Genomic DNA, 23,023 nt, shown 5'->3' with positions numbered 1-23,023 from the left:
TTCGAGATGTCCAAAATGCAACATTGATTTCGCATATAAATGTAACCGGCGGCTCGTAACCGAACTCAAAACCTTCAACCATCCAGTTGTTGGCTCCATGAACCCGAGCGCGACAGTAGCGCCCACAGGCACCTCGCAACCCGCCGAGCCAGCCCTCCAACACCGTAACAAAAAGGCAGAGCGCCGACCATGGTATACCCGACATACCATATCTGCCTTCGCCCAGACCGGTGAACAGCTGCTGCTCCACCTGATCGGCAAGCTCTACGAGCGCAGGTCGATCATCGTCACAACCAATCTGGCCATTCGGCGAATGGCCCAGCGTGTTTGGTGATGCAAAATGACAACCGCGTTGCTCGACCGGCTTACGCACCGCGCCGGCGGCTTGCTCCGATCGTCGAAACCGGAAACGAAAGCTGGCGCTTCAAGAACTGAACCGCTCCCCTCTAAACCCACAGGCCCGGAGCCGTGTCGTTTTCGTTTAACGCAGCGGCGCCGGGCCTGCTCAACACAAAGGGGGGGCAATGGTGCGCGCCGATAAAGGGGCAAGCTTCAATGCCGATTGACACTCTATAGCCGGGACATTTTCAAGTTGAACCGCGACGCTGTTCTCGCCGAGTGGCGTGCTCTCTGCGCGGAATTAAAGGTCGTGATACTGTTGTCCATGCAGAGACGAGTTCGAATTAATCTGGAAGCACGCTTTGCGCCCTTCGCGTCGCAGCTCATCAATTGACGACAACCCCATCAGGTTCAGCGTGATTTCAATCTCTTTCTCCAGCAGGGAGATCAGATGGGCGGCGCCAACTTTTCCATTTGCCGCAACGGCCCATGCGAACGGGCGACCCATCAATACAAAATCCGCCCCAAGCGCCAAGGCTTTGACGATATCGCTTCCGCGCCGGAACCCGCTGTCAACGAACAGCGCGAGTGACGGACCTAAAGCCTGACGGACTTCGGGGATCAGCGCCACGGTCGATCGTCCGTGATCCAGTTGTCTGCCCCCGTGATTGGAGAGCACGATCCCGTCCACATCCGCAGCACGCGCGCGCTGCGCGTCTTCCGGATCGGAAATTCCCTTGATGAATAGTTGCCCGGACCACTCTTTGCGCAGGCGCGCGACTGTATCCCATGTTAAATTCTTGTCGAGCCGGCGAGACAAATTTCCCGCCTGTGCCATGGCGCCACGCCCGAATTCTGCGCGCCCTTTGACAAGTTCAACTTCCGGAAAACCGCCGATCAACAAATCCAGGGACCACAATGGTCGCTGCATGAACTGCCACAAAAGGCCTGGGGTCAACCGGTCGACGCTGCGGAATCCATTCTTCACGTCGCGCTCGCGGACAGACGTAATGGCCGTGTCGACTGTCAGAAAGATGCGCTCGACTCCGTTCGCTTTGCAGGACTCGAGATAGGCCGCGTTTACTTCGGGGTCTTCATCGAGATAAAGCTGAAAGTCCGGAGCAACGCCTGTCGCCTGACGAACGGTGCCTAAACCGTTGATGGAAAAAGTCGACAGAACGAACGGAATACCTGCCTCGGCAGCGGCCTGAGCGACGGCGATATCGCCATTGCGCCGGTAAAGACCCAGAAAGCCCACCGGGCCCGGACCGAACGGCAGTTTGGATACGCGATCCGCCACCGTAACCGTCAGGTTCGGTGTGGGTTCCAGTGGGGTGAGACACCTTTGCCGCAGAGCAAAAAGGTCGAAATCTTCCCTGTTCCGACGAAGGGTCGTTTCAGAAAAGGCGCCACCGTCGATGTAGTCGGCGAAGATCCTGGGAAGTCGTTTTCGGGCCGCCGCAGCGAAGTCATCAACGTTCTGGTATTTGCGTTCGAGGGACATCAGGAGGGTCTGACCTTATCAAAGAATTCGGTGAACATGTCCGAACCGCCGACCGGTCGGGAGGCCGCAGAAAGTGCAACTGAGAGACCGATGGCCGAGGACACCGGGTTGTGCCGATCCCGCGTTTTTCCTGCATTGAGATTCATGACCAGTGTCGGAGAAAGGAAAAATCCAGTGCGGATCACGTCTTCCCAGTCGTCGGGAAGCAGGTCTTTGTCTTTCAGGGTTCGCAACCACGGCGCCCAGAATTCGCGCGCTTTGGCATCGAGCAGGGAGGCGCGGACCGGGCTGGGGCGCCAGTCTGTGTCGAAGTGCAGGGTGCCGCCGTCCAACCGAACGCTGGCGGTAAAGACCTGTTCGGCCATCTCGGGATTGTAGAGCCAGAAGGGATGGGCAAAGACATTGTGGAACGTGGATTTCACCTCGGCCAGCAACGACGGCACCTTGTTGCCCGCGAAGGCGGGATCGAAGAAAGCCAGGTGGTCACGTGCTGCCCCACGTTCGTACCAGACGTTGGCGTTATGCGCGTCGCCATGGGCGACAATGCCGCCGGCGTCTGCTGTGTTTGTCGGTTTATATCGGTTGTGGGCGAAATCGAACGCCTCCTGCAACGTGCGGGAGTAGGTCAGCCCGTTGATGACCACCGGTGCATCGGCGATTTCGTCCCATTGCAGAGAAATCCCGTTCGGGAAGTCGAAACGCTTGCCGTGGTAGAACTTCTTGAACCGCCCGCCCGGATAGGTGCCCTCGGGCAGATCAATGAGACGCTCGTAGAACAGCCGATGGATCGGCTCCATCGCCGCCTCTTCGGGTGTGATCGGCACGAGGGAGGCCCGCGCGATTTCGAGGATGCGTCGGTTCAACTCGGCTTCGGCCTCTGTGGCCCGGACAATGGCCTCGTCGTCGGACCTCTGGTCCAACTCGAACAGAACATCGGAAAACCGCGGGTCGGCGCGACGTTTGTAGACCAGCAACTGTTCTCCCGGCAGGGTCGACATATGGACAGGCTGGTCGACGGGCAGGCCCGCTTTTGACAAAATATCGGCGCGGTAATATTCGCCGGTCATCTCCTCTTCTCCTTCCTCCTGGTGGAATTTGAAGAAGAAATCTTGCGTCCCGGACCGGAAGAACCCGTTGAGAGAGTTCAGCGAATACTGGTCGATATTGATCTTCAAGTCCGACACTGGAATGTCGAATAGACCGGCGATGAAGCTTTCCAGCATGGTCGCCGCTCTGGCCGTATCCTGACGCGCAATAGCGCGGATTTCGGCCGTGCGCGAAAGGCTTTCCCGTTCATTCATCACCAGCTCCTCCCAGACGAATAAGGGTCTTGATGCCCGCCGCATCACCGGCAATGAGCGCCTCATAGGTCGCTGGGACGGCTTCCGGTTCGATTATCTCGGCGATGAAGGGATCTAGGTGATCCTTCAGCTCGGGAAGCATTGCGGCGATCTCCGTCAACTCGTCCCCAAAGGCGTGACATCCGATCAGCGCGATCTCACGTTCGACGAGGTGCACAGGGTCGATGATCTCCGCAGCCTTGCCGATGCCAACCAATCCGAGGCGGCTCGCTCCGGCAATCCTGTGAAGAAGCGTGCGAATGACATATGCGTTGCCGGTCGTGTCGATGGCGAAGCGAAAGCGGTGGCCTTGCAGGTCCTCAAGGGTCGTCACGGATGCGCCGGTGGCCTCGGCGACCAAAGCGGTGCGCCCGGCATTCTGGTCGATGATCCGCACCGGGTGCCCCTTCCGGGTCGCCAACAGGGTCACAAGACCGCCGATGGGACCACAGCCGGTTACGACGATTTCCGCCCCATCCGGCACGGACACAAGGTTCAACGCATGCAGGGCGACAGCGAGCGGCTCGGCCATGGCGAGGAAGCGGTCCGCAACGCCCTCCGGGGCTTTGATCACATTGCGGGCCGGAATTGTCACGGCTTCGGCAAAACCGCCGTCAATGACTTCCCCAAGGAACCCAAGCGAGGGGCAAACCTGCCCCACACCGTCGAGACAGGCCTCGCAGGTGCCGCAGATATGACGACTGTCGACCACGACACGATCCCCAGGGGCGACATGATCGACGCCCGTGCCTATGGCCGTCACCGTACCGGTGAATTCATGACCCGCAACAGAGGGCGCGCGGGTGATCCATGCACCGGTCTTGTAGTTGTGCAGGTCGGAACCACAGATGCCCGCGACCGAAACCGAAAGCGTGACTTCTTTGTCTTTCGGCGGGAGGGGGGCGGGAACCTGCTCAAAGCGCAAATCCCCGACACCGTGGAGACGGATCGCTTTCATCAAATGTCCTTCAGGTATTCGAGACGTAACTCGCTGACCGCATTGGCATGCGAAGAGAAGCCTTCGTATTCCGCGAGGGTTTTCGCAGCCGCCGCCATTTCGGGATAGCCCTTGGCGGTGACGTAGCCGACCGAACTGCGGCGAATGAAATCGGTCACCGACAGTGGGCCATAGGTGTTCGCCCCCTTGGAGGTCGGCAGCACGGCGTTCGGACCGAGGGCAAAGTTGCCGATGGAAACCGGGGTGTGCGTGCCCATCAGGATTTCGGAGGCTTCGGTGATCTCGCCCAGATAGTCGAAGGGCTTGGTCGACATAATCTCCAGATGTTCCGGGGCATATTCGTTCACAAAGGCGATTGCGTCTTCCATCGACTCGGCCAGGATCAGGCCACCGGATTTCCCCGACAGCACGGTCTGCGAGAACTCGACCCGTTGCGGTGTCATCTTGGCCCAAAGTTCGGGCAGGGTGGCCAGCGCCTCGTCCAGAACGCGCTTGGAGGGCGTGACCAGCCATGCAGAGCTGTCGGGGCCGTGTTCAGCCTCGATCAGCAGATCCAGCGCCGCCAACCGACCCGACACGGTGTCATCGGCCAGGATCATGCCTTCGGAGGGGCCAGCGGGCAGACCCGGGTCGATCATCCCGGCCAACAGGCGCTTGGCCGCAACCACCCATGGGCTGCCGGGGCCGACGATCTTTTGTGCCTTTTTGACCGTTTCGGTGCCAAAGGCCGCCGCCGCCACAGCTTGTGCCCCGCCGCATTTGTAGATGGTTTCCACACCCGCGATGCGCGCCGCGACCAGCGTCGCCGCATCGACTGTGCCATCCTTGCCCGGAGGGGTGAAGATCGCCAGATTCGGCACTTTGGCGACCACACCCGGTACGGCGGTCATCATGGTGACGGAGGGGAACGACCCCTTGCCGCGCGGCACGTAAAGGGCAACTGAATTGATCGGCAGGTAGCGATCGCCCGCAAAGGCACCAGGACGGACCTCTTTCAACCACATGGGTTCCGGGGCCTGTTCTTCGTGGAAGCTGCGGATGTTGCTTATGCCAAAGCGGATCGCCTCGATCACCTTGTCGTCGACCAGATCGAAAGCGGCATCGAACTCGGCCTCTGACACCTGAAGTGTCGCGGCGGTCAGGCCTTCGGCACCGTCAAACTGTTGGCCAAAACGAACGAGGGCGGCGTCGCCTTCGGTTTTCACCGCTTCGATGATCGGCTGCACCTTTTCGAGAAAGAAGGAAAGATCGGCTTCGGACCTGCGGATAAGCGCGGCGCGTTCGGCTTTGCCGAGGCCCGCGAGTTTTTGAACGTTGACGTCAGACATGACAGATCCTTTCATTAAGATCGTTGGAGAGGCCGTGACCGCGAGGGCCGGACAACCGTCATTTTGATTTCAAAAAGATTTCAAGCCCTACGAGGCGGTCGAGCAACCACACCGCGAGCAACGCGATTACAACGAAGACGGACGAAACCGCGGCCAGGTCCGGCGTGATGATCGAACGGATATTGTTGTAGATCTGGACAGGCAGGGTCACCGTCCGCGCATCGGTCAAAAGCAACGAGACAAGGAACTCGCTCATCGCCAGCACGAACATCAGAAGGCCCCCGGTAATGATCCCCGGCATGACGCCAGGAACAGTCACGAACCAGAAGGTCTCGAACCGTCCTGCCCCACAGCTTGAGGCCGCCAGTTCCAGATCGCCATCAAGCGCTCCGGCCGAAGACGACACCGACCAGATGATGAACGGCAGGTTGATCACCGCAAGCGCCACGCCGACGGGCCAGAGGCTGCCCAGAACGCGCCATTCTCCGAAGATGAGCATCATGCCGATGCCGGAACCGATCAGCGGCACGGTGAACGGCAGGAGCAGATAAATCTGGATCGCATTCGCAAAGCGCAGTTTGAACCGTGACAGGGCAAGCCCGGCAAGCGTGCCGACAGGCACAGAGACGATGAGACAGACGGTCGAGACGATCAACGAGCGGATGAACGCCTGTTGGAGGTCGCGGGCAAGGGCGATCTTCTCATACCATTTGAGAGTGAAACCTTCGGGTGGGAAGGAGATCATATTGGCGGTGGTGAAGGACGCGCCGACAACAATGATCGTGGGCACAGAGAGGATGAGGATACAGAACCAGACAAGCGCCCAGAACAGGATGCGCTGCGATCTTGCGGTCATTTTTTGCCTCCCATTCCGAGTGTGCCTGCGCCAAAGATCGAGATGACGACCCCGACGATGACAGAGCCAAGCACCACGAGCAGCAGCGCGAGTGCTGCACCGAGACCCTGATCCGCCGTGCGGAAGAACTGGTCGTAGATGGCATTCGCGATGAAATCCTGCGAACCGCCGCCCAGCATGGCGGGCATGGCGAAATCGGTGAGCGCCAGCGTGCCGACGACAAGCCCGGCGCCGATCAGGCCCGGCTTGGCCATCGGAATGACCACATGGCGGAAACTTTGCAGCCAGTTCGCCCCGAGAGAGGAGGCTGCGGTTTCGGTTTCACGCGGGATCGCGGTCAGAGCGGGCGCCAGCATCAGCACCGCAAAGGGCAACATATATTGCACCAGACCAAAGACCACGGCGGGAAAGTTGAACAAAAGTCGGATCGGTTCGATGCCCACCAGGCCAAGTGCGTTGTTGGCAACGCCGGTCGTCCCCAGAATGATCAAAAGCCCGTAAGCGCGCACCACCTGACCAATGAAGAACGGCAGGAAAAGCACCACGAGAAGCGTCTTGCGTACCACCGAACTCGTCGTCCGTACCATGATATAGGCATAGGGCAGCGCCAGAAGCAGGGTGAAGAAGACGGTCAGCCCGGCGGCGAACACAGAGCGCGTAACCACCCGCCCGTAAGTCGCGCTTTCGATCACCGTCTGATAGTTCTCAAGCGTATAGGCCTCGGACGGCAGGAAGGTCGCACGATCAAGCGTATGTAGCGAACTCTCCGCCATTTCGAACAGGCCGAGCACCAGAAGCCCGACCAGCAAAAGCGCAGGCATGATCAGCGCCCAACCGGTGTAGGGTGACATGCGGGCGGGCCAGAAGCGGTCCAGGCCATTGTTCAATGCATCCATGATCCGCCAGCGCAGCGGATATCTGAATGTGGTGCGGGGATCATCCTTGGACGGGATCTCGGGCATTGCGGCGTTCCGGTGTCTCGGTGGGATCGTATGGCCGCGCATCGCCCAGGAAGAAGCGGCGTTGCGCGGCCTTGAACAGGATCGGCAGGGGAGCCCGATCCTGAGGGGCTTCGGGTCTTAGCCCTGCATGATTTCCTTGAACTTGGCGAACCAGTCGCTTTCGTTCTGCACCTGCACCGCGGAAGAGATGCGGATCAGATGTTCGAAATCCGCGGGCTCGGTCGGATAGGAGGGATCGCCAGCAAGCCCTTCGGGCGGAGTGAGACCCGGAATAACTCCTGGAAGCCCGAGGCCGTCGAGCCAAATCTGCTGGCTCTCTTGCGACAGGGCGAGGTTGATATACTGCTTGGCCCAGTAAAGCTCATTCTCCGGCAGCCCCTTCGGAATCCAGAGACAGTCGGTATCGAATTTGCAGCCCTCTTCCGGTACGGTCCACGCCAGCTCGACACCGTTTTTCTTGGCCGCCAGCGCGTTGGTCGAAATGGTGCAGGCCGCGTCGATTTCGCCGTTCTGGAACCACGTGGTGAAATCAGGATCCTCGCCCAAGAGCGGATTCTGCTCTTTCATCTCACGGACAAAGCTCCAGCAGGCATCCATATTGTCCGGAATGTCATCAAGCGAACCGCCACCTGCGACCTGCGCCGGGAAGTGGAACCCAATCCCGTCGTTGTAGAGCGCGATACGGCCCTTGAACTTCGGATCGAGCAGGTCGCGCCAGGATTTCGGGGCGCCATCCGGGAAGGCTTCCGGGCGGTAGGCCAGCACATAGACATAGCCGTACGTGTTGACGAGCGGATAGCCTTCGAGGCCGACGGGTTTTGCCAGATCGGTGGTGTTGGCAAGGTTGGGAAGATCGGAAATATCCTCGGTCACACCGCGCAGCGCCGATTTGGTGGCGTTCGTGGTGGTGTCCCAGTTGATGTGGATCGGAGGCACGCGGCCTTGCGCGACGGCGGCCCAGACTTTCGGCTGGATCTCGTTGTCTTCGGTCAGGTCGTGACGCACAGCAATGCCGGTCATCTCGGTAAAACGGTCGGATACACCTTTCTTCAGCGATTCAACCCATTCGCCACCCCAAGCGCGGACGATGATTTCGGACGGTTTTTCGGGCTCTTGCGCCAGCAGTCGGCTCGCGGGCATCGAGGTGAGCAAGGCTGCTCCGCTGGTCGCCAAACCGGCACGAAGAACGCTCCGGCGGGAATATTTCTTAGACATTCGGGTAGTCTCCTCTGTTGGGAAGCGGCTGAATTTTTTCTTTATGCCGCGGGGCTGAAGATCTTGAGGTCACGACGATTCCAGCCGAGCGCGACTGTGTCGCCCACATGGAACAGTCCGAAACTGTCGGGATCATGGTGATAGACACGGAAGGTCGCGCCAGAGAGCGCCCCGACCTCAACCACATACATCTGTCGTTCGCCTTCAAAGATGGTGTCGGACACACGGCCCTCAAGCTTCATATCGCAATTGCCGAGTGCTTCACGCGTTCCTGCAAGGCGGATCTGTTCGGCGCGGATCGCCGCCAGCACCTTTGTGCCAGCCGCAAAATCATCTGCGGGTTCTCCTTGAACGACAAGATCGCCAACCTGCATATTGCCGTCTGCGGTGGCCGTGCCTTCGACAAAAGAGGACAGTCCAAGGAATCCGGCGACAAAGGGATTTTCAGGCGCGCGGTAAAGTTCGACCGGCTCTGCCTGTTGTTGAATGCGACCGCCGTCCATCACGATAATATTGTCGGAGACGACGAGCGCCTCGCGCTGATCATGGGTCACATTGATCGTGGTAACGCCCAATTCATGCTGTATGCGGCGGAATTCGAGCTGCATTTCCTCGCGCAGCTTGACATCAAGGGCCGCGAGCGGTTCGTCGAGCAAAAGGAGATCCGGCTCGAAAACCAGAGCACGCGCGATGGCGACACGCTGCTGCTGACCGCCGGAAAGTTCGTTGATCCGCCGATTACCGTAGCCGCCGAGCTTCACGAGATCGAGGAACTGATCCACGCGTCCTGCAATCTGGCGCGGATTGAACCGGCGCATCTTGAGCGGGAAGGCCACGTTTTCCGCTGCGGTCATATGCGGAAACAGCGCGAGCTTTTGAAATACCATACCGATTGAGCGACGATGTGGCGGAGCCGCATCCACCGGCTTGCCATTGATGGTAATCTCGCCTGCCGTCTGTTTCTGAAACCCGGCAATCATACGCAGAAGTGTGGTCTTGCCCGAGCCCGACGGTCCGAGGATCGTCAGAAACCGCCCCTTTTCCAGTTCGAAGCTCGCGTCATTCACCGCCAGAACGCCGCCGAAATCCATCGTCACATGGCTTGCGCGCACCGCAACCTCACGGGGAGATTGCGTCGCGCTGTTTTGTGCGGCGATTTGGTTTGTCATTTTGATCCCCGGATTCTGTTGTTATGATGACGAGAGCACTTTCGACTTCAAAAGTATATACTTATTTTTGCGAAACGCCGGAAACCGATCACCGCTCCGCGATCTGCCTAAATCTTAGCCAGATATCCGCCATCAATGACGATACAGTGGCCACAGACATATTTCGCGCCGCTTGAGGCGAGGAATTCGACGGCAGCCGTCAGGTCGGAAAGCTGACCCAAACGCCCGACAGGGATGTTTGCCACCATCTGAGCGACCCACTCCCTGTTCTCATAAAACACGCTGGTCATGTCGGTTTCGAAATATCCGGGCGCGATGGCGTTGACGCGAATGCCCTTGGGCGCCCATTCGGCAGCCAAGGCGCGCGTCATCCCCAAAACCCCACTTTTCGAGGCACTGTAAGGTACCGCTCCAGGGACGCCGACAAAAGAGGTCAGGGACGCCAGATTGATGATCGAACCGCCCCCAAAGCCAGCCATCTTGGCTGCGGCGGCCTGTGCAACAAAGAAGGCACCTTTGAGATTCGTATCGACGATTTTGTCCCAAAGCGCTTCGTCGATATCGAGCGTATCGCACACCTCTTCGACGCCAGCATTGTTCACCAGAACGTCGATGCGGCCAAGCGGCGCGATCTGGCTGCGGATCGTCTCCACGCTGCGTTGATCAACAGAGAGACAGGTTGCATCGCCGCCAAGCGCACGGATTTCTGCGGCCACGGGTTCCAGTGCCTCCGCATTTCTCGCCGTCAGGATGAGATGCGCTCCATCCCTTGCAAAAGCCAATGCAATTTCACGCCCGATGCCTCGGCTCGCGCCGGTCACGCAGACGGTTTTCCCCGAAAAATTGAACGTCAGATCGTCATTGTCATCATTTTCAACTTGCATCCGCCCTGCTTTCCATAATTATATGTCTATACATAATTTAGCCGATCGCCCCAATTGAGTCAACGGAGTTTCCCCATGACACCTCCCAAGTTTTCCGCGAGACCAGAACTCGGCAGTCTCAAACTATATAACTCAGGGCTGACGGTTGACGATATCGCTGCCCGCGCCAAAGGGCATCGCATCGCCAAGCTCGCCTCGAACGAAAACCCGCACGGTCCGAACGACGCGGTTCAGGCCGCGATGCGCGATGCGATTGCACGCCCCTTCATCTATCCCGATCCGTCTGCCCGTGCTCTGGCCGATGAAATCGCGCGTCAGACCGGTGTCGAAAAATCCCGTGTGATCCTCGGTGACGGATCGGAAGATCTGCTCAATGTGTTGGCGCGCGCCGTACTCAATGCAGGCGACGAGGTGGTGACGCTCTTCCCGTCCTTTCCACTCCACGAAGATTACGCGACCATGATGGGCGCCACGGTGACCCGCATCGGCCTGACCCCGTCCTATGAGATCGACATCGACGCTCTGCTCGCGGCCGCCTCGCGCCCGGTGCGGCTGACTCTTCTGGCCAACCCGATGAACCCGGCGGGGCTCTGGCTCGGTCCCGACGAGCTCGACGCGCTGCTTGCGGCGCAACATCCCGAGAGCCTTCTCTGTCTCGATGAGGCCTATGTCGAATATGCGGCGGGGCCGGATTATGCCTCGGCGGTCGAACGCCTCGCCACACATGGCAAGCCGCTCCTGATCCTGCGCACTTTCTCGAAAGCCTATGGTCTGGCGGGTCTGCGGATTGGCTATGGCATCTCCAACAGCGACGACGTGATCCGCGCCATGCACCTCGTCCGCACACCGTTCAACACCAATGCGGTGGCGCAGGCGGCAGCGCTCGCGGCCCTAACCCACACCGATGAAATGGCGGAGGCCATCGCCGATACCCTGCGCGAGCGGGTACGGATGGCTGAGGGGCTGACCGCGCTCGGCTTGCGCGTTCTGCCGTCCAGGGGCAATTTCCTGTTTGTCGATTGTGGGCAACCCTCTGCCGAGGTTGCGGATCGCCTCATTGATCACGGCGTCATCGTCAAACCGTGGAAGCAAGAGGGGTTTGAGAGCTTCCTGCGGGTTTCGGTCGGTCTCGGCTGGGAAAATGACCAGTTTCTGGAGGCCATGGCCCGGATCCTTTAGAGCCGGACCTTAGCGTTTCAAATCTCGCACGGCGCGGCTCAGTTTAGCACGCGCCGCAGTACCTCGGCGAACCTCGCCTGCACTGTATCCCGGTGAATATGCCGCCCCGATTGCACGACATGAACGCCCGCAGCCCAGACATCGCTCGGGGCCACATCACGACCGAAGATCCAGCGATCCAGCAAAGCATCCCCCTGTCCCAGACCCAGAGGATCGGCCAGCGCCACCAGATCGGCAGGCGCACCACTGGCGATCTGCGGCGCTGGGGCATCGAGCGCCTGCGCCCCGCCCGTGGATGCCGCGTCAAACAGGTGACGCCCTGTCGATCCGCCTTCGCGGGCAAGCACGTTGCGCGCGCGGGCGGTGAGACGTTGACCATATTCGAGAATGCGCAGCTCTTCGGCTACATCAATCCGGACGTTGGAATCCGTCCCGATGGCAAAGCGCCCGCCTGCCGCGAGAAACTCCGGTGCCGGGAACAGACCGTCGCCGAGATTGGCCTCGGTGACGGGGCAGAGGCCTGCAACCGCCTTAGAGGCTGCGATTTTCATGGTCTCGTCTGCGGTCAGATGCGTGGCATGGATCAGACACCAGTCGGCATTCACCTCGGCATGATCGAACAGCCATTCGACCGGACGCTGGCCGTAAAAGGCCAGGCAGTCCTCAACCTCCTTCACCTGCTCCGCAATATGTATATGTATTTTTCGCCCCGGAAGTGCGGTGCAAAGCGCGTCCAGTTCCTCTGCACTTGTCGCGCGCAGGGAATGCGGGGCAAAGCCGACGCGGTCCTGTGGGCGGGTTCGACGGGCCTCGCAGTGGGCAACGAGATCGACGAAAGCATCGAGCGAATGGATGAACCGTCGCTGACCCGCATTCGGTGCCTGTGGGCCAAATCCTGCATGAGCGTAGAAGACTGGCAAATGGGTCAGGGCGATCCCCGTGTGCTCCGCTGCCGCGAAAATTCGTTCCGACAATTCAGCGGGGTTTTCATAGGGTGTGCCAGCCGCACCGTGATGGAGATAGTGGAACTCGCCAACGCGTGTATAACCGGCTTCAAGCATCTCCACATAGGCCATTTCAGCTAAAATCCCGACATCCTCGGGGGTCACGGAGAGCGCGAAACGATACATCATCTCCCGCCAGGTCCAGAAACTTTCGCGCCCGGCGCCGCGAATCTCTGTCAAACCGGAATGGCCGCGCTGGAACGCGTGGCTGTGCACATTGGGCATGCCGGCGACCACCGCACTCACTCGCGTATCACCCGGCTGGGCTGGAGTGCCGACCCTGACCGATCCGATTTTCCCGTCCATTACCTCGATCCGAACGTTGTTTTCCCAGCCGGATGGCAAGAGGGCCTTGTCCGCAAAGATCATGTTTCGCTGCTCCTTTGTTCCGGCACTTCCCTGCCGAAGAGTGAAAAGACAAAGAATCGTCTTTCCAAGTAATTTTTATATGTATATACTTATTAAAAGTAGGCGCAAAGCTCTAAAAATACCCGCCACTAAGACGCAAGCAGGGAACCCATGTCCGATCCGATCCTCCTGAAAAACGCCCGCCTCGCCTTTGACGTCGCCGATCTTGTCGACATCTCCATGCGAGGGGGGGGCATCACTGCCATCGGCACAGGGCTTGCGCAGGACGGCCACGAAATCCTCGATTGCGAAGGGCGGCTTGTAACGCCGGGGCTGATCGACTGTCACACGCATATAATTCATGGCGGCGACCGGAGCGGCGAATTCGAAATGCGGCTCGAAGGCGCGACTTACCAAGACATCGCACGGGCAGGCGGCGGGATCGTCTCTTCCGTTGCGGCCACCCGTGCGCTTGATCCCGAGGCACTGGTCGCGGCGTCGCTCTCCCGCATTGATGCGTTGCTGTGCGAAGGTGTGACGACGCTTGAGATCAAATCCGGCTACGGCCTGTCCATCGAGTCTGAGCTCAACATGCTGCGCGCCGCCCGCCGCGTCGAGGCCCTTCGCCCCGTGCGTGTCGTCACCACATGGTTGGCGGCGCATGCCATGCCCAAGGATTTTGATGGCAGCAAAACCGACTATATTCACGACGTCGCCATCGTCGGGCTGCGCGCGGCACATGCCGAGGGGCTCGTGGATGCCGTTGACGCGTTCTGTGAATCCATCGCCTTCTCCGCCGAAGACATCCGCCCTTTGTTCGAGGTGGCACAAGAGCTTGGCCTGCCGGTCAAGCTGCACACCGAACAGCTCACGCGCTCGGGAGGCACAGCGCTTGCCGCCGAATTCGGCGCGCTCTCCGTCGATCACTTCGAATATGCGGGTGAGGCGGAAGTTGCAGCGATTGCCGCATCGGGTACGGTCGCTGTGCTCTTGCCCGGCGCCTATTACATGCTGGGCGAAACCCAAAAGCCGCCCGTTGCCGTGCTGCGCAAAGCTGGCGTTCCGATGGCATTGGCGACCGATTGCAATCCGGGCACCTCGCCGCTTTCGTCGCTTTTGACTACGATGAATATGGGTGCGGTGCTGTTCGGGCTGACCGTCCGCGAATGTCTCGATGCCGTCACCGTTCATGCCGCACAGGCGCTTGGCCGCGCGGGCGAGATCGGCGTTCTGAAACCCGGCGCAGCCGCAGACCTCGCGGTCTGGGACGTCGAACGTCCCGCCCAGCTTGTTGGCCGCCTTGGCCATCACCCCCTGCACAAACGCATTTTCAAAGGAGCCGTCACTCATGGTTGAAACGCTCATCCCCGGGCAGGTGGCCCTGCGCACCCTTGCCGATATTTACTGGAACGCGACCGATGTGGCGCTCTCGGAGACGGCCTATCCGGGCATCGACCGTGCCGCCGCGCGCATCGCGGAAGTGGCCGCAGGCAATGCACCAGTCTATGGCGTCAACACTGGCTTCGGGAAACTCGCCTCGATCCGCATCGACAGTGCCGATGTGGCGACGCTCCAGCGCAACCTGATCCTCAGCCATTGCTGCGGCGTCGGTGCTCCGCTCGCGCCGGAGATTGTGCGCCTGATCATGGTGCTGAAACTCATGTCGCTGGGCCGCGGTGCCTCGGGCGTTCGTCGTGACATCGTCAATCTGATGCAGGCCATGCTCTCTGCGGGCGTCATTCCGGTTATTCCAGAGAAAGGTTCCGTGGGCGCCTCCGGCGATCTCGCACCGTTGTCGCATATGACCTCTGCCATGATCGGCGAAGGCGAGGCCTTTTACCAAGGTGAGCGCCTCGCCGCGCGGGAGGCCTTGTCGCGCGCCGGTCTGTCGCCAGTCACGCTCTCGGCCAAGGAAGGCCTTGCGCTGATCAACGGGACACAGGTCTCGACCGCGCTGGCACTTGCTGGCCTGTTCCGTGCCGAACGCGCGTTGCAAGGCTCGATCGTGACCGGCGCTTTGTCGACCGATGCCGCGATGGGATCGACCGCACCTTTTGCTGAGGAGATTCACACCCTGCGCGGCCATCGTGGCCAGATCGAAGTGGCAAAGACCCTGCGCGATCTTTTGGACCAGTCGCAAATCCGCGCCAGCCATGCCGAGAATGACGAGCGTGTCCAGGACCCCTATTGCCTGCGCTGCCATCCGCAGGTCTCGGGCGCCTGTCTCGATCTTCTGCGCCAGGCCGCAAACACGCTGGAAATCGAAGCCAATGCCGCCACCGACAACCCGCTTGTCCTCTCGGATGGCGAGGTCGTGTCGGGCGGGAACTTCCATGCCGAACCGGTTGCTTTTGCCGCCGATATGATCGCTCTCGCTGTGGCCGAAATCGGCGCAATCTCGCAACGCCGGATCGCCATGCTGGTCGATCCGGCGCTGAGCTTTGGCCTGCCAGCTTTCCTGTCGCCGAAACCCGGCCTCAACTCCGGGCTTATGATTGCCGAAGTGACCTCTGCCGCGCTGATGAGTGAGAACAAACAGCTTTCGCATCCGGCCTCGGTCGACTCGACCCCCACCTCGGCCAATCAGGAAGACCATGTGTCTATGGCCTGTCATGGCGCGCGCCGCCTGCTTCAAATGACGCAGAACCTGTTTCATATCATCGGGATCGAGGCGCTGACCGGCGCGCAAGGCGTCGAGCTGCGCGGGCCGCTGACCACCTCCGCCCCGCTCACCGCCGCAATCTCGCGCCTGCGCGAAGACGTTGCCGCCATCGTTGATGACCGCTTCATGGCACCCGATCTTGAGGCGGCGGCGGAGCTTGTCCATTCCGGAAATCTCGCGCGCCCGGTCTATGATTTGCTGCCCGAGGTCTTCTGATGGAACCGGTCCTGATCACACGCGGCAACAGCCCGCTCGTTCTGGGCTTTCCCCATACCGGCACCCATGTGCCCGACGACATCCATGCCAAGCTGAACGACGAAGGGCAGCTTTTGCGCGACACCGACTGGCATATAGAAAAGCTCTATGATGGCCTTATCGAAGGGGCAACGATGGTTCAGGCGACCTTCCATCGTTATGTCATCGACGCGAACCGCGATCCTTCCGGACAATCGCTTTATCCCGGTCAGACGACGACGGGGCTTGTGCCAGAGACGACTTTTGACAATGTGCCGATCTGGCGCGAAGGCGAAGAGCCTGACGCGGATGAGATCACACGCCGCACCGCCCTGTTCCACGCGCCTTATCACGCGGCCCTCGCTGCCGAACTTGCGCGGGTGAAAGCACTCCATGGCTATGCGGTACTTTATGATTGCCATTCGATCCGCTCGGTCATCCCGTGGCTCTTCGAGGGTACTTTGCCCGATTTTAACATCGGTACCGACATGGGGCGCAGTTGCGACCCACTGATTGAGGCCGCAGCCCATGCGGGCACTCAGGCGATGGGCCGGACAGAGGTCCTTAACGGTCGCTTCCGTGGAGGCTGGACCACCCGTCATTATGGTCAACCCGACACGGGTATCCACGCGATCCAGATGGAACTGGCGCAAGCCTCGCATCTCGACACCGAAGCGCCCCCCTTCGCCTTGAGCGACGCGAAATGCGCGATCCTGCGCCCGCAACTCACCGACATTCTGACACGTATCCTGTGCGCCGCCAAAGCCGCAGGACGTGCGCCACAGCATTGAAAGGCCTGAACCGATGACCAATCCCCGTCATAATCAACGCGACATCTTCCCGCCCACCGGCCCTAAGCTGAATGCCAAAAGCTGGCTCACCGAGGCGCCACTCAGGATGCTGATGAACAACCTGCACCCGGATGTGGCCGAGAACCCGCATGAGTTGGTGGTCTACGGTGGCATCGGGCGTGCGGCGCGGACATGGGACGATTTCGATGCGATTGTTGCCGCGCTCAAGGATTTGGAGGCCGACGAGACGCTGTTGGTGCAATCGGGCAAACCGATTGCCATCGTGCGCACCCATACGGACGCGCCGCGCGTTCTGATCGCCAACTCGAACCTCGTGCCGAACTGGGCCAATTGGGAACATTTCAACGAACTCGATAAGAAAGGCCTGATGATGTACGGCCAGATGACCGCCGGGTCCTGGATTTACATCGGCGCGCAGGGCATTGTGCAGGGCACCTACGAGACCTTCGCCGAAGCGGGACGTCAGCATTATGATGGCAATTTGACCGGCAAATGGATCCTTACCGGGGGACTCGGGGGCATGGGCGGGGCTCAACCTCTGGCCGCCGTGATGGCGGGTGCCTGCTGTCTCGCCGTGGAATGCGACGAAACCCGCGCCGACTTCCGTATCCGTACCCGCTATTGCGACGAGAAGACCCATGATCTCGACGAAGCTCTGGCGATAATCGAGGCATGGACCAAGGCGGGTGAGGCGAAATCCGTGGCGCTCATCGGCAATGCTGCCGAGATTTTCCCCGAAATTCTGCGTCGGATGCAGGCGGGTGAGGCCCTGCCCAACGGTCGCCCCGATATCGTCACCGATCAGACCTCGGCCCATGATCCCTTCCACGGCTATCTGCCGAAGGGCTGGAGCGTCGCCGAATGGCGCGCCAAACAGGAGAGCGATTCGGAGGCGGTGAACCGCGCCGCGCGCGCCTCTATGAAAGATCACGTCGCGGCCATGGTCGGGTTCTGGGACGCGGGCGTACCGACGCTCGATTATGGCAACAACATCCGCCAGATGGCGCAGGAAGAGGGGTTGGAAAACGCGTTTGCTTTCCCCGGCTTTGTGCCCGCCTATATCCGGCCGCTGTTCTGCAAAGGCATCGGGCCGTTCCGCTGGGCGGCGCTGTCGGGCGATCCGGAGGATATCTACAAGACCGATCAGGCGATGAAAGAGCTGTTCCCGGAGAATGAGGGCCTGCATCGTTGGCTCGATATGGCGCAGGAGCGCATCGCCTTCCAAGGCCTTCCGGCGCGGATTTGCTGGATCGGTCTGGGCGACCGGCACCGCGCGGGGCTCAAGTTCAATGAGATGGTTGCCAATGGCGAGTTGAAAGCCCCGGTGGTGATCGGGCGCGACCACCTCGACAGCGGGTCTGTTGCCTCGCCGAACCGTGAGACCGAAGCGATGAGGGACGGCTCGGATGCTGTGTCTGACTGGCCGCTTCTCAATGCGCTGACCAACACCGCCTCGGGCGCGACCTGGGTGTCGATCCACCATGGCGGCGGCGTTGGCATGGGCTTTTCGCAACACGCGGGCGTAGTGATCTGTGCGGATGGCACCCCCGAAGCCGCGAAACGTCTTGAGCGCGTGCTCTGGAACGACCCGGCCTCCGGCGTCTGGCGTCACGCTGATGCGGGCTATCCTGAGGCCATCGAATGCGCGAAAGCGCATGGCCTGCGCTTGCCACGGATTCTCGGCGTATGAGCCGGATTTACCCGGGGATGGAGCGTCACTTCGCCTCCTGGAAAAATGGTGGTGGCGAGACCGCGGAAATCCTTTGTCATCCCGAGGGCGCGGGCTTTGATGATTTCGACTGGCGGATCAGCACCGCGAAGGTCTGCCAGTCCGGTCCGTTTTCCGTGTTTCCCGGCATCGACCGTGTTCTGACCGTGATTGAAGGCGGCGCGATGCGTCTGAGATTTGAGACCGGGGAGAGGATCACCTGCCATCCCGATGGGGTGCCGCATGCCTTTTCGGGGGAGGTGCCCTGTGTCGCCGAACTTCTGGATGAAGCGCTTCTCGATCTCAACCTCATGGTGCGTGCGCCGCTCAAAGGCGCGGTCTATCAAGGCGGCGATGAGGTTGCGGTCGAAGGCCTCCTTGCCGCCTATCTTTTTGCCTTGAAGGATCATTGCGCGCTTGGGTTGAAACGCCACGACCTCCAAGAGCTACTCCTGAGAAAGACCATTGTCCCCGAGGGTACGCTCGTTTTGACCGTCCGCTGTCAGCTCTGAGATCAGCCCCCGATTTTGCCGTCGAATTCGGCGATCAGCTGATGCGCTTCTCCTGGATAGAGCAATCGCGCGCAGGTCACCCAATGGGCGTCGATCTGCGTTCGGCGCAGCACTTCGAGACAGGCCGCCCCAACGGGCAATTCCAAGAGCGTCGCATCGCGCCCGGAGACATTGATTGCCCGCACATGATGGCGCGCCTTGGTCCAGGGCATGGTGGTCAATAGCCACGACCCGGGCACATCTTTTTCGAAATCCACGCCCAAGGCATCGGGCACCATTTTTGTGTTGATCACCCGCGTCTCGAGACAAAAGGGTTCGTCGTTCGAAAAGTGCAACCCCTGCAAGAACAGGGAATTGTCCTTTGCCTCGTCTTCGTTCAGGCCCAAAAGTCGGCGATCCTGCGCATTGCCCGCGCGGCTATCGCTCGACAGGAGCGACCATTTGTACCGCCGCCCGAGTGCTGCCACCTCTTCGCCGATATTGTTGATCGCGAACACCGCAGATTCCGCGCGCGGCTGCGCGACAACGGTACCGCTGCGCTTGCGACGGATCACGAATCCCTCGGAGGCAAGGCGGGTCAACACCTTGTTCATCGTCATCCGCGAAACGCCGTATTGCTCCGCCAACTCGGTCTCTTTCGGCAAAAGATATCCCGGCGGCCATGTGCCATCGACGATATTGCTCGAGAATTCTTCGAGGATCCGACCGTGCAGCGTATCTGATTTTTCTATCGCCATTCTTTTACTCGTCGCCCCTCGCGCTGCCGTTCCCGTTCCGTCATAGTCAAGGAAAGCGGCTTTGTAACCCTGATAGCGTGATGCTGCCTCACAAGTATATACCTCGCGCAGCGAACTCTGTGGTTTCCCCACAATCCGGGTCCCGTTCGATGCATTCTACACCATTGACGCTGTTTCGTTTCTGACAATGATAAGTCTTCATATCGTCGTATATCTTGTGCTTGATATCGCGCTTTTGTCTCCAAAAGCATATACTTAAATGGCCTTGTCAGAAGACCATGGCTTGAGGCGGGAAGGACGGTTTCGTAGTTTACTTCAATGAACAAACGCCGGACCGCAAACATGCAGTCGAGCCCATGGCGCTGGCATCTGGACGAGATGTTTGTGAAGATCAATGGCGAACGGCATTACCTTTGGCGCGTCGTCGATCATGAGGGGAGAGGTGTTGGAAAGCTTTGTAACCTAAACCCGCGATGAGAAGGTAGTGCTAAAGTTTCTAAGGAAAACAATGATAAAGCATGGCAGTTCTGATTGCTTTGACATCACGGCTGGTTACATGCGGGCGGATTTTGCAGGGCGCATAACATCGGGTTCACAAGCTTGGCGAGGAAGAAGCGTTCAAGACAAGACGCTTCGGATGGCAGGGAAAGTGATCCGGTGAGGTTGGCGCGACGTATTTCACAGAACTGCCGCCAACAGGAGCCCGAAACCGATGATGCAAACCGCTCTGCTTTATATCGTGACCGCCGTGGTCTTTCTGGGGCTTGATGTCATAGGCATCCGTTTCCTGATCCGGCCGGTGTTCGAGCGCCACATAGGACACCTTCTGGTCGAACCGTTGCGCCTCGGGCCGGCGGCGCTGTTCTATCTGGCCTATGTGGCGGGAATTTTGTGGTTCGTGTCGCTCCCGGCGTTGAAATCCGGGACGCCTGTGCAGGCATTCGTGGGCGGGATCGTTCTGGGACTGATGTGCTATGGCACCTATGAAATGACGAATTACGCGACGCTTGCGGATTGGTCATGGAAACAGGTTGTGATCGACAGCCTTTGGGGCATGGCTCTGACCGGGTTTTCCGCCTGGGCGGGGGTTGCGGCGCTGAGCGGGCGATTGGCTTAAAAGGGCTTATCCGAGCCGCCGGGTCAGCCGCAGCGAGAGCGCATAGGGCAGGGCTCGCAACAGCTTGATCGTTAGGGTAAAGCGGCGCGGGAAATGAATCTCGAACCCGCGCTTGCCCATGCCGCGCAGCACCGCTGCGGCGGCCTCTTCGGGTGAAATCGCAGCGGGCATATGGAATGCGTTCTTTTCTGTCAGACGTGTGCGCACGAAGCCGGGGCAGACCAGACGCACCCGGACGCGCGCAGCCAGTTCCACAGCAAGACTTTCTGCCAGATTGTTGATCGCGGCTTTGGTCGCGGAATAGGGCTGACCGCCCGGCAGGCCGAAATATCCGGCGACCGAGCCGAACAGCACGAGCTGCCCGCCATCGCGAATGAGCGGTGGGCAGAGGCGCGCCACGTCGAGCGTGCCCAGAAGATTGACGTGCACCATCGCCTCCGCGCGCTCCGGGTCGAGATCGGCCACGCGGGCGGGATCGTAGAGGGCTGCGGTGCAGATTATGGCATCAAACGGCGCTGTGCCCGCAAGCTTTTGGCTCACGGCTTTAAGAGTGTCGCGCTTTGCCAGATCGAGCGGTTCGATCTGTGCCCCGCCGCAGTCCTTCGCGAGCGTTTCAAGCGCCGTGGCATCGCGCGCGGACAAAACGAGATCTGCGCCTTCATGCGCCAATGCCCGCGCCAGCGCCGCACCGATGCCGGCACTGGCACCGATGATCCAGATACGTTGCCCGGCGAATGACATGGCTCAAATCCGGAACAGCGGCTGCAAGAGCCGCGGCACCATGGCGTGAAAGCGCAAGGGGGCATCTGTGGCCGCCAGACAGATACAGGGCGCGCCGGGGCCTGCGACCGGCTGGTGGTCGATCTCGTCATGGGCCGCCTCCACATCGCCGCGGACAAATTCGCCTTCGCTGTCGGAGAAACTGCCCTGTAGCACGAGGGTGAGTTCCAGCCCGCGATGGCCATGTTCGGGTACGGCTTTGCCCGGCGGAATATAAAGGAGGCGCAGTGAGCCGGAGCGATCCGCAAAGAGGATTTGTTGCCGGATACCGCCGCCCAGCATGCGCCAGCGCGGCGGTTGCCCGTTCAACTCGGACATCACAGGTGCGGGAAACACACCCGAACCGCGCGGCGCGGGTGGGGGCGGCGTGTCGAGCAGGTCCATAAGACGTGCGCGTGCCTCCGGGCGCATCTGCGCTTTCGGCTCACCTGCAAGCAATGCGCCACCGACCATGTCGCTCGCTTCAAGCTGCGCGCGGCACGCATCGCAAATCGAGATATGTGCGGCGACAACCACGGCAAAGGCATGTGGCAGGGTTCCCGCGCGGTAGGCGTCGAGAACATCATCGGGAATATGGTGTCGGATGTCGGTCATGGTGCAATATCCCTCAGTTCGTGCCTGAGGCGTTCCAGTCCAAGCCGGATGCGCGATTTGATCGTGCCGAGCGGCAGCCCCTTTGCGTCGCTGATCCGGCTGTGGGAAATGTCGTCGAAATAAGCCGCCCGCAGAACTTCGGCCTGTTCGGGCGCAAGGCGGTCGAGCGCCTCGGCCAGATGGCGGGCCTCTTGTTGGAGAGCGATCACCTGTGCCTGATCCGGCTCAAGGCTTTCGGGCTCCGGTAGTTCCTCGGGAAGCGAGAGCGGCCGACGACGTGCGAGATCAATGCGCCGGTTGCGGGCGATGCCGTAAATCCAGCCGGCGGCTTCGGCACGGTGCGGGTCGAATTGCGCGGCCTTGTGCCAGACCGAAAGCATCACGTCCTGAACCGCATCTTCGGCGCTTCCGTCGCGCAGGCCGGATCGGATCATTATGCCTTTGAGGCGCGGCGCGAAGTAATCATACAGCCGTCCGAAAGCCTCCCGGTCGCGCCCGTCGCGCACCGCGATCAGATCGCGCGTCATCTCGGACATATCATCCTTCGGCTTCGCCACGGGACCTACCTTTCGCTCTTTCACACAGCACTCTGGCACCGCAGGCTGTGGCGTCAAGAGCGCGGGACGTTCATCCCGACCGGAGTATGTATCCAGAGTTGTCATGCCGGGGACTACGCGCTCGCGCCGCTGCTGGATCACTCGAAATATTTTTCCGCAAATATTTTCCACGTAATTGATCCGTTGGCGGGGCTGTGCCGTAGACCTTTGAAAGCAAATGAGGA

Annotated in this window: 21 protein-coding genes and 2 pseudogenes; 9 read left to right on the top strand and 14 right to left on the bottom strand. The window is 60.2% G+C overall.

Going from position 1 to position 23,023, the window contains the following annotated elements; translation table 11 throughout:
* Positions 1–217: 217 nt before the first annotated feature.
* Positions 218–435 (top strand): annotated as a pseudogene (locus C8N42_RS02080) (ATP-binding protein); the annotation flags it as partial.
* A gap of 205 nt (positions 436–640) precedes the next feature.
* Here the strand turns inward: C8N42_RS02080 and C8N42_RS02075 are convergent.
* From C8N42_RS02075 to C8N42_RS02035, 9 genes are all read right to left on the bottom strand, one after another.
* Positions 641–1,843 (bottom strand): alpha-hydroxy acid oxidase, encoded by a 1,203-nt coding sequence (locus C8N42_RS02075; RefSeq protein WP_107814869.1) that lies wholly within the window; start codon positions 1,841–1,843, stop codon positions 641–643.
* Positions 1,843–3,144, bottom strand: coding sequence for a hypothetical protein (locus tag C8N42_RS02070; protein WP_107814868.1), 1,302 nt, complete (start codon positions 3,142–3,144; stop codon positions 1,843–1,845). Before C8N42_RS02070 ends, C8N42_RS02075 begins: the two co-directional genes overlap by 1 nt.
* Positions 3,137–4,141: a zinc-dependent alcohol dehydrogenase gene (locus tag C8N42_RS02065; RefSeq protein WP_107814867.1), complete on the bottom strand. Its 1,005-nt coding sequence runs from the start codon at positions 4,139–4,141 to the stop codon at positions 3,137–3,139. The genes C8N42_RS02070 and C8N42_RS02065 overlap by 8 nt, the downstream gene beginning before the upstream one ends.
* Positions 4,141–5,469 (bottom strand): histidinol dehydrogenase, encoded by a 1,329-nt coding sequence (hisD, locus tag C8N42_RS02060; RefSeq protein ID WP_107814866.1) that lies wholly within the window; start codon positions 5,467–5,469, stop codon positions 4,141–4,143. The genes C8N42_RS02065 and hisD overlap by 1 nt, the downstream gene beginning before the upstream one ends.
* Positions 5,470–5,527: 58 nt before the next feature.
* Entirely contained in the window at positions 5,528–6,325 is a 798-nt protein-coding gene (locus C8N42_RS02055) for an ABC transporter permease (protein ID WP_107814865.1), read from the bottom strand.
* Positions 6,322–7,287, bottom strand: a complete 966-nt coding sequence (locus C8N42_RS02050) for an ABC transporter permease (RefSeq protein ID WP_107814864.1) — start codon at positions 7,285–7,287, stop codon at positions 6,322–6,324. Before C8N42_RS02050 ends, C8N42_RS02055 begins: the two co-directional genes overlap by 4 nt.
* A 117-nt stretch (positions 7,288–7,404) precedes the next feature.
* A complete protein-coding gene (locus tag C8N42_RS02045; RefSeq protein WP_107814863.1) occupies positions 7,405–8,502 on the bottom strand; it encodes an ABC transporter substrate-binding protein in 1,098 nt (365 codons plus the stop codon).
* A gap of 41 nt (positions 8,503–8,543) precedes the next feature.
* On the bottom strand, positions 8,544–9,671 hold the full coding sequence (locus C8N42_RS02040) for an ABC transporter ATP-binding protein (protein WP_107814862.1): 1,128 nt from the start codon (positions 9,669–9,671) through the stop codon (positions 8,544–8,546).
* Positions 9,672–9,778: 107 nt separating this feature from the next.
* Positions 9,779–10,555, bottom strand: a complete 777-nt coding sequence (locus C8N42_RS02035; RefSeq protein WP_107814861.1) for an SDR family NAD(P)-dependent oxidoreductase — start codon at positions 10,553–10,555, stop codon at positions 9,779–9,781.
* Positions 10,556–10,630: 75 nt separating this feature from the next.
* Between C8N42_RS02035 and hisC the strand changes: the two genes are divergently transcribed.
* Positions 10,631–11,734, top strand: coding sequence for a histidinol-phosphate transaminase (gene hisC, locus C8N42_RS02030; protein WP_107814860.1), 1,104 nt, complete (start codon positions 10,631–10,633; stop codon positions 11,732–11,734).
* Positions 11,735–11,772: 38 nt separating this feature from the next.
* Here hisC and C8N42_RS02025 read toward each other — a convergent pair whose 3' ends face one another.
* The gene (locus C8N42_RS02025; RefSeq protein WP_107814859.1) at positions 11,773–13,107 is read right to left on the bottom strand and encodes a formimidoylglutamate deiminase; all 1,335 of its coding nucleotides are present in this window, start codon (positions 13,105–13,107) and stop codon (positions 11,773–11,775) included.
* Positions 13,108–13,257: 150 nt separating this feature from the next.
* Between C8N42_RS02025 and hutI the strand changes: the two genes are divergently transcribed.
* The 5 genes from hutI to C8N42_RS02000 are packed head-to-tail and all read left to right on the top strand — an operon-like array spanning position 13,258 to position 19,014.
* Complete coding sequence (gene hutI / locus C8N42_RS02020) at positions 13,258–14,442, top strand: imidazolonepropionase (protein ID WP_107814858.1); 1,185 nt, start codon at positions 13,258–13,260, stop codon at positions 14,440–14,442.
* Positions 14,435–15,964, top strand: a complete 1,530-nt coding sequence (gene hutH, locus C8N42_RS02015) for a histidine ammonia-lyase (RefSeq protein ID WP_107814857.1) — start codon at positions 14,435–14,437, stop codon at positions 15,962–15,964. Before hutI ends, hutH begins: the two co-directional genes overlap by 8 nt.
* The gene (gene hutG / locus C8N42_RS02010; protein ID WP_107814856.1) at positions 15,964–16,773 is read left to right on the top strand and encodes an N-formylglutamate deformylase; all 810 of its coding nucleotides are present in this window, start codon (positions 15,964–15,966) and stop codon (positions 16,771–16,773) included. The genes hutH and hutG overlap by 1 nt, the downstream gene beginning before the upstream one ends.
* 13 nt (positions 16,774–16,786) lie before the next feature.
* The gene (gene hutU, locus C8N42_RS02005) at positions 16,787–18,484 is read left to right on the top strand and encodes a urocanate hydratase (RefSeq protein WP_107814855.1); all 1,698 of its coding nucleotides are present in this window, start codon (positions 16,787–16,789) and stop codon (positions 18,482–18,484) included.
* Positions 18,481–19,014, top strand: coding sequence for a HutD/Ves family protein (locus C8N42_RS02000; RefSeq protein ID WP_170109164.1), 534 nt, complete (start codon positions 18,481–18,483; stop codon positions 19,012–19,014). Before hutU ends, C8N42_RS02000 begins: the two co-directional genes overlap by 4 nt.
* A gap of 2 nt (positions 19,015–19,016) precedes the next feature.
* Here C8N42_RS02000 and C8N42_RS01995 read toward each other — a convergent pair whose 3' ends face one another.
* Positions 19,017–19,751 carry a histidine utilization transcriptional repressor HutC gene (locus C8N42_RS01995; protein WP_107814853.1) on the bottom strand — a complete coding sequence of 245 codons (735 nt, stop codon included), beginning with the start codon at positions 19,749–19,751 and terminating at the stop codon, positions 19,017–19,019.
* A 351-nt stretch (positions 19,752–20,102) separates the two neighbouring features.
* Here C8N42_RS01995 and C8N42_RS01990 point away from each other — a divergent pair.
* Both C8N42_RS01990 and C8N42_RS01985 read left to right on the top strand, forming a co-directional pair.
* A pseudogene (locus tag C8N42_RS01990) lies at positions 20,103–20,214 on the top strand (DDE-type integrase/transposase/recombinase); the annotation flags it as partial.
* A 249-nt stretch (positions 20,215–20,463) separates the two neighbouring features.
* The gene (locus C8N42_RS01985; protein ID WP_425430506.1) at positions 20,464–20,868 is read left to right on the top strand and encodes a DUF2177 family protein; all 405 of its coding nucleotides are present in this window, start codon (positions 20,464–20,466) and stop codon (positions 20,866–20,868) included.
* 6 nt (positions 20,869–20,874) lie between these two features.
* Here the strand turns inward: C8N42_RS01985 and C8N42_RS01980 are convergent, their stop codons facing one another.
* Genes C8N42_RS01980 through C8N42_RS01970 form a run of 3 tightly spaced genes read right to left on the bottom strand, consistent with a single transcriptional unit; the run spans position 20,875 to position 22,799 of the window.
* Entirely contained in the window at positions 20,875–21,609 is a 735-nt protein-coding gene (locus tag C8N42_RS01980; RefSeq protein ID WP_107814852.1) for an SDR family NAD(P)-dependent oxidoreductase, read from the bottom strand.
* Positions 21,610–21,612: 3 nt separating this feature from the next.
* A complete protein-coding gene (locus C8N42_RS01975; RefSeq protein WP_107814851.1) occupies positions 21,613–22,242 on the bottom strand; it encodes a ChrR family anti-sigma-E factor in 630 nt (209 codons plus the stop codon).
* Complete coding sequence (locus tag C8N42_RS01970; RefSeq protein WP_245889936.1) at positions 22,239–22,799, bottom strand: sigma-70 family RNA polymerase sigma factor; 561 nt, start codon at positions 22,797–22,799, stop codon at positions 22,239–22,241. The genes C8N42_RS01975 and C8N42_RS01970 overlap by 4 nt, the downstream gene beginning before the upstream one ends.
* Between the last annotated feature and the right edge of the window lie 224 nt (positions 22,800–23,023).

The sequence above is a fragment of the Celeribacter persicus genome, from assembly GCF_003050785.1.
In the GTDB taxonomy this organism is placed as follows: Bacteria; Pseudomonadota; Alphaproteobacteria; order Rhodobacterales; family Rhodobacteraceae; genus Celeribacter; species Celeribacter persicus.
The sequence above is the reverse complement of the archived record's forward strand: the minus strand, read 5'-3'. Positions and strand labels throughout refer to the sequence as shown.

What these genes read in the sequence shown, in the direction of transcription:
- C8N42_RS02075 (WP_107814869.1), bottom strand. Translation starts at nt 1,843, where the DNA reads ATGTCCCTCGAACGCAAATACCAGAACGTTGATGACTTCGCTGCGGCG.
- C8N42_RS02070 (WP_107814868.1), bottom strand. Translation starts at nt 3,144, where the DNA reads ATGAATGAACGGGAAAGCCTTTCGCGCACGGCCGAAATCCGCGCTATT.
- C8N42_RS02065 (WP_107814867.1), bottom strand. Translation starts at nt 4,141, where the DNA reads ATGAAAGCGATCCGTCTCCACGGTGTCGGGGATTTGCGCTTTGAGCAG.
- hisD (WP_107814866.1), bottom strand. Translation starts at nt 5,469, where the DNA reads ATGTCTGACGTCAACGTTCAAAAACTCGCGGGCCTCGGCAAAGCCGAA.
- C8N42_RS02055 (WP_107814865.1), bottom strand. Translation starts at nt 6,325, where the DNA reads ATGACCGCAAGATCGCAGCGCATCCTGTTCTGGGCGCTTGTCTGGTTC.
- C8N42_RS02050 (WP_107814864.1), bottom strand. Translation starts at nt 7,287, where the DNA reads ATGCCCGAGATCCCGTCCAAGGATGATCCCCGCACCACATTCAGATAT.
- C8N42_RS02045 (WP_107814863.1), bottom strand. Translation starts at nt 8,502, where the DNA reads ATGTCTAAGAAATATTCCCGCCGGAGCGTTCTTCGTGCCGGTTTGGCG.
- C8N42_RS02040 (WP_107814862.1), bottom strand. Translation starts at nt 9,671, where the DNA reads ATGACAAACCAAATCGCCGCACAAAACAGCGCGACGCAATCTCCCCGT.
- C8N42_RS02035 (WP_107814861.1), bottom strand. Translation starts at nt 10,555, where the DNA reads ATGCAAGTTGAAAATGATGACAATGACGATCTGACGTTCAATTTTTCG.
- hisC (WP_107814860.1), top strand. Translation starts at nt 10,631, where the DNA reads ATGACACCTCCCAAGTTTTCCGCGAGACCAGAACTCGGCAGTCTCAAA.
- C8N42_RS02025 (WP_107814859.1), bottom strand. Translation starts at nt 13,107, where the DNA reads ATGATCTTTGCGGACAAGGCCCTCTTGCCATCCGGCTGGGAAAACAAC.
- hutI (WP_107814858.1), top strand. Translation starts at nt 13,258, where the DNA reads ATGTCCGATCCGATCCTCCTGAAAAACGCCCGCCTCGCCTTTGACGTC.
- hutH (WP_107814857.1), top strand. Translation starts at nt 14,435, where the DNA reads ATGGTTGAAACGCTCATCCCCGGGCAGGTGGCCCTGCGCACCCTTGCC.
- hutG (WP_107814856.1), top strand. Translation starts at nt 15,964, where the DNA reads ATGGAACCGGTCCTGATCACACGCGGCAACAGCCCGCTCGTTCTGGGC.
- hutU (WP_107814855.1), top strand. Translation starts at nt 16,787, where the DNA reads ATGACCAATCCCCGTCATAATCAACGCGACATCTTCCCGCCCACCGGC.
- C8N42_RS02000 (WP_170109164.1), top strand. Translation starts at nt 18,481, where the DNA reads ATGAGCCGGATTTACCCGGGGATGGAGCGTCACTTCGCCTCCTGGAAA.
- C8N42_RS01995 (WP_107814853.1), bottom strand. Translation starts at nt 19,751, where the DNA reads ATGGCGATAGAAAAATCAGATACGCTGCACGGTCGGATCCTCGAAGAA.
- C8N42_RS01985 (WP_425430506.1), top strand. Translation starts at nt 20,464, where the DNA reads ATGATGCAAACCGCTCTGCTTTATATCGTGACCGCCGTGGTCTTTCTG.
- C8N42_RS01980 (WP_107814852.1), bottom strand. Translation starts at nt 21,609, where the DNA reads ATGTCATTCGCCGGGCAACGTATCTGGATCATCGGTGCCAGTGCCGGC.
- C8N42_RS01975 (WP_107814851.1), bottom strand. Translation starts at nt 22,242, where the DNA reads ATGACCGACATCCGACACCATATTCCCGATGATGTTCTCGACGCCTAC.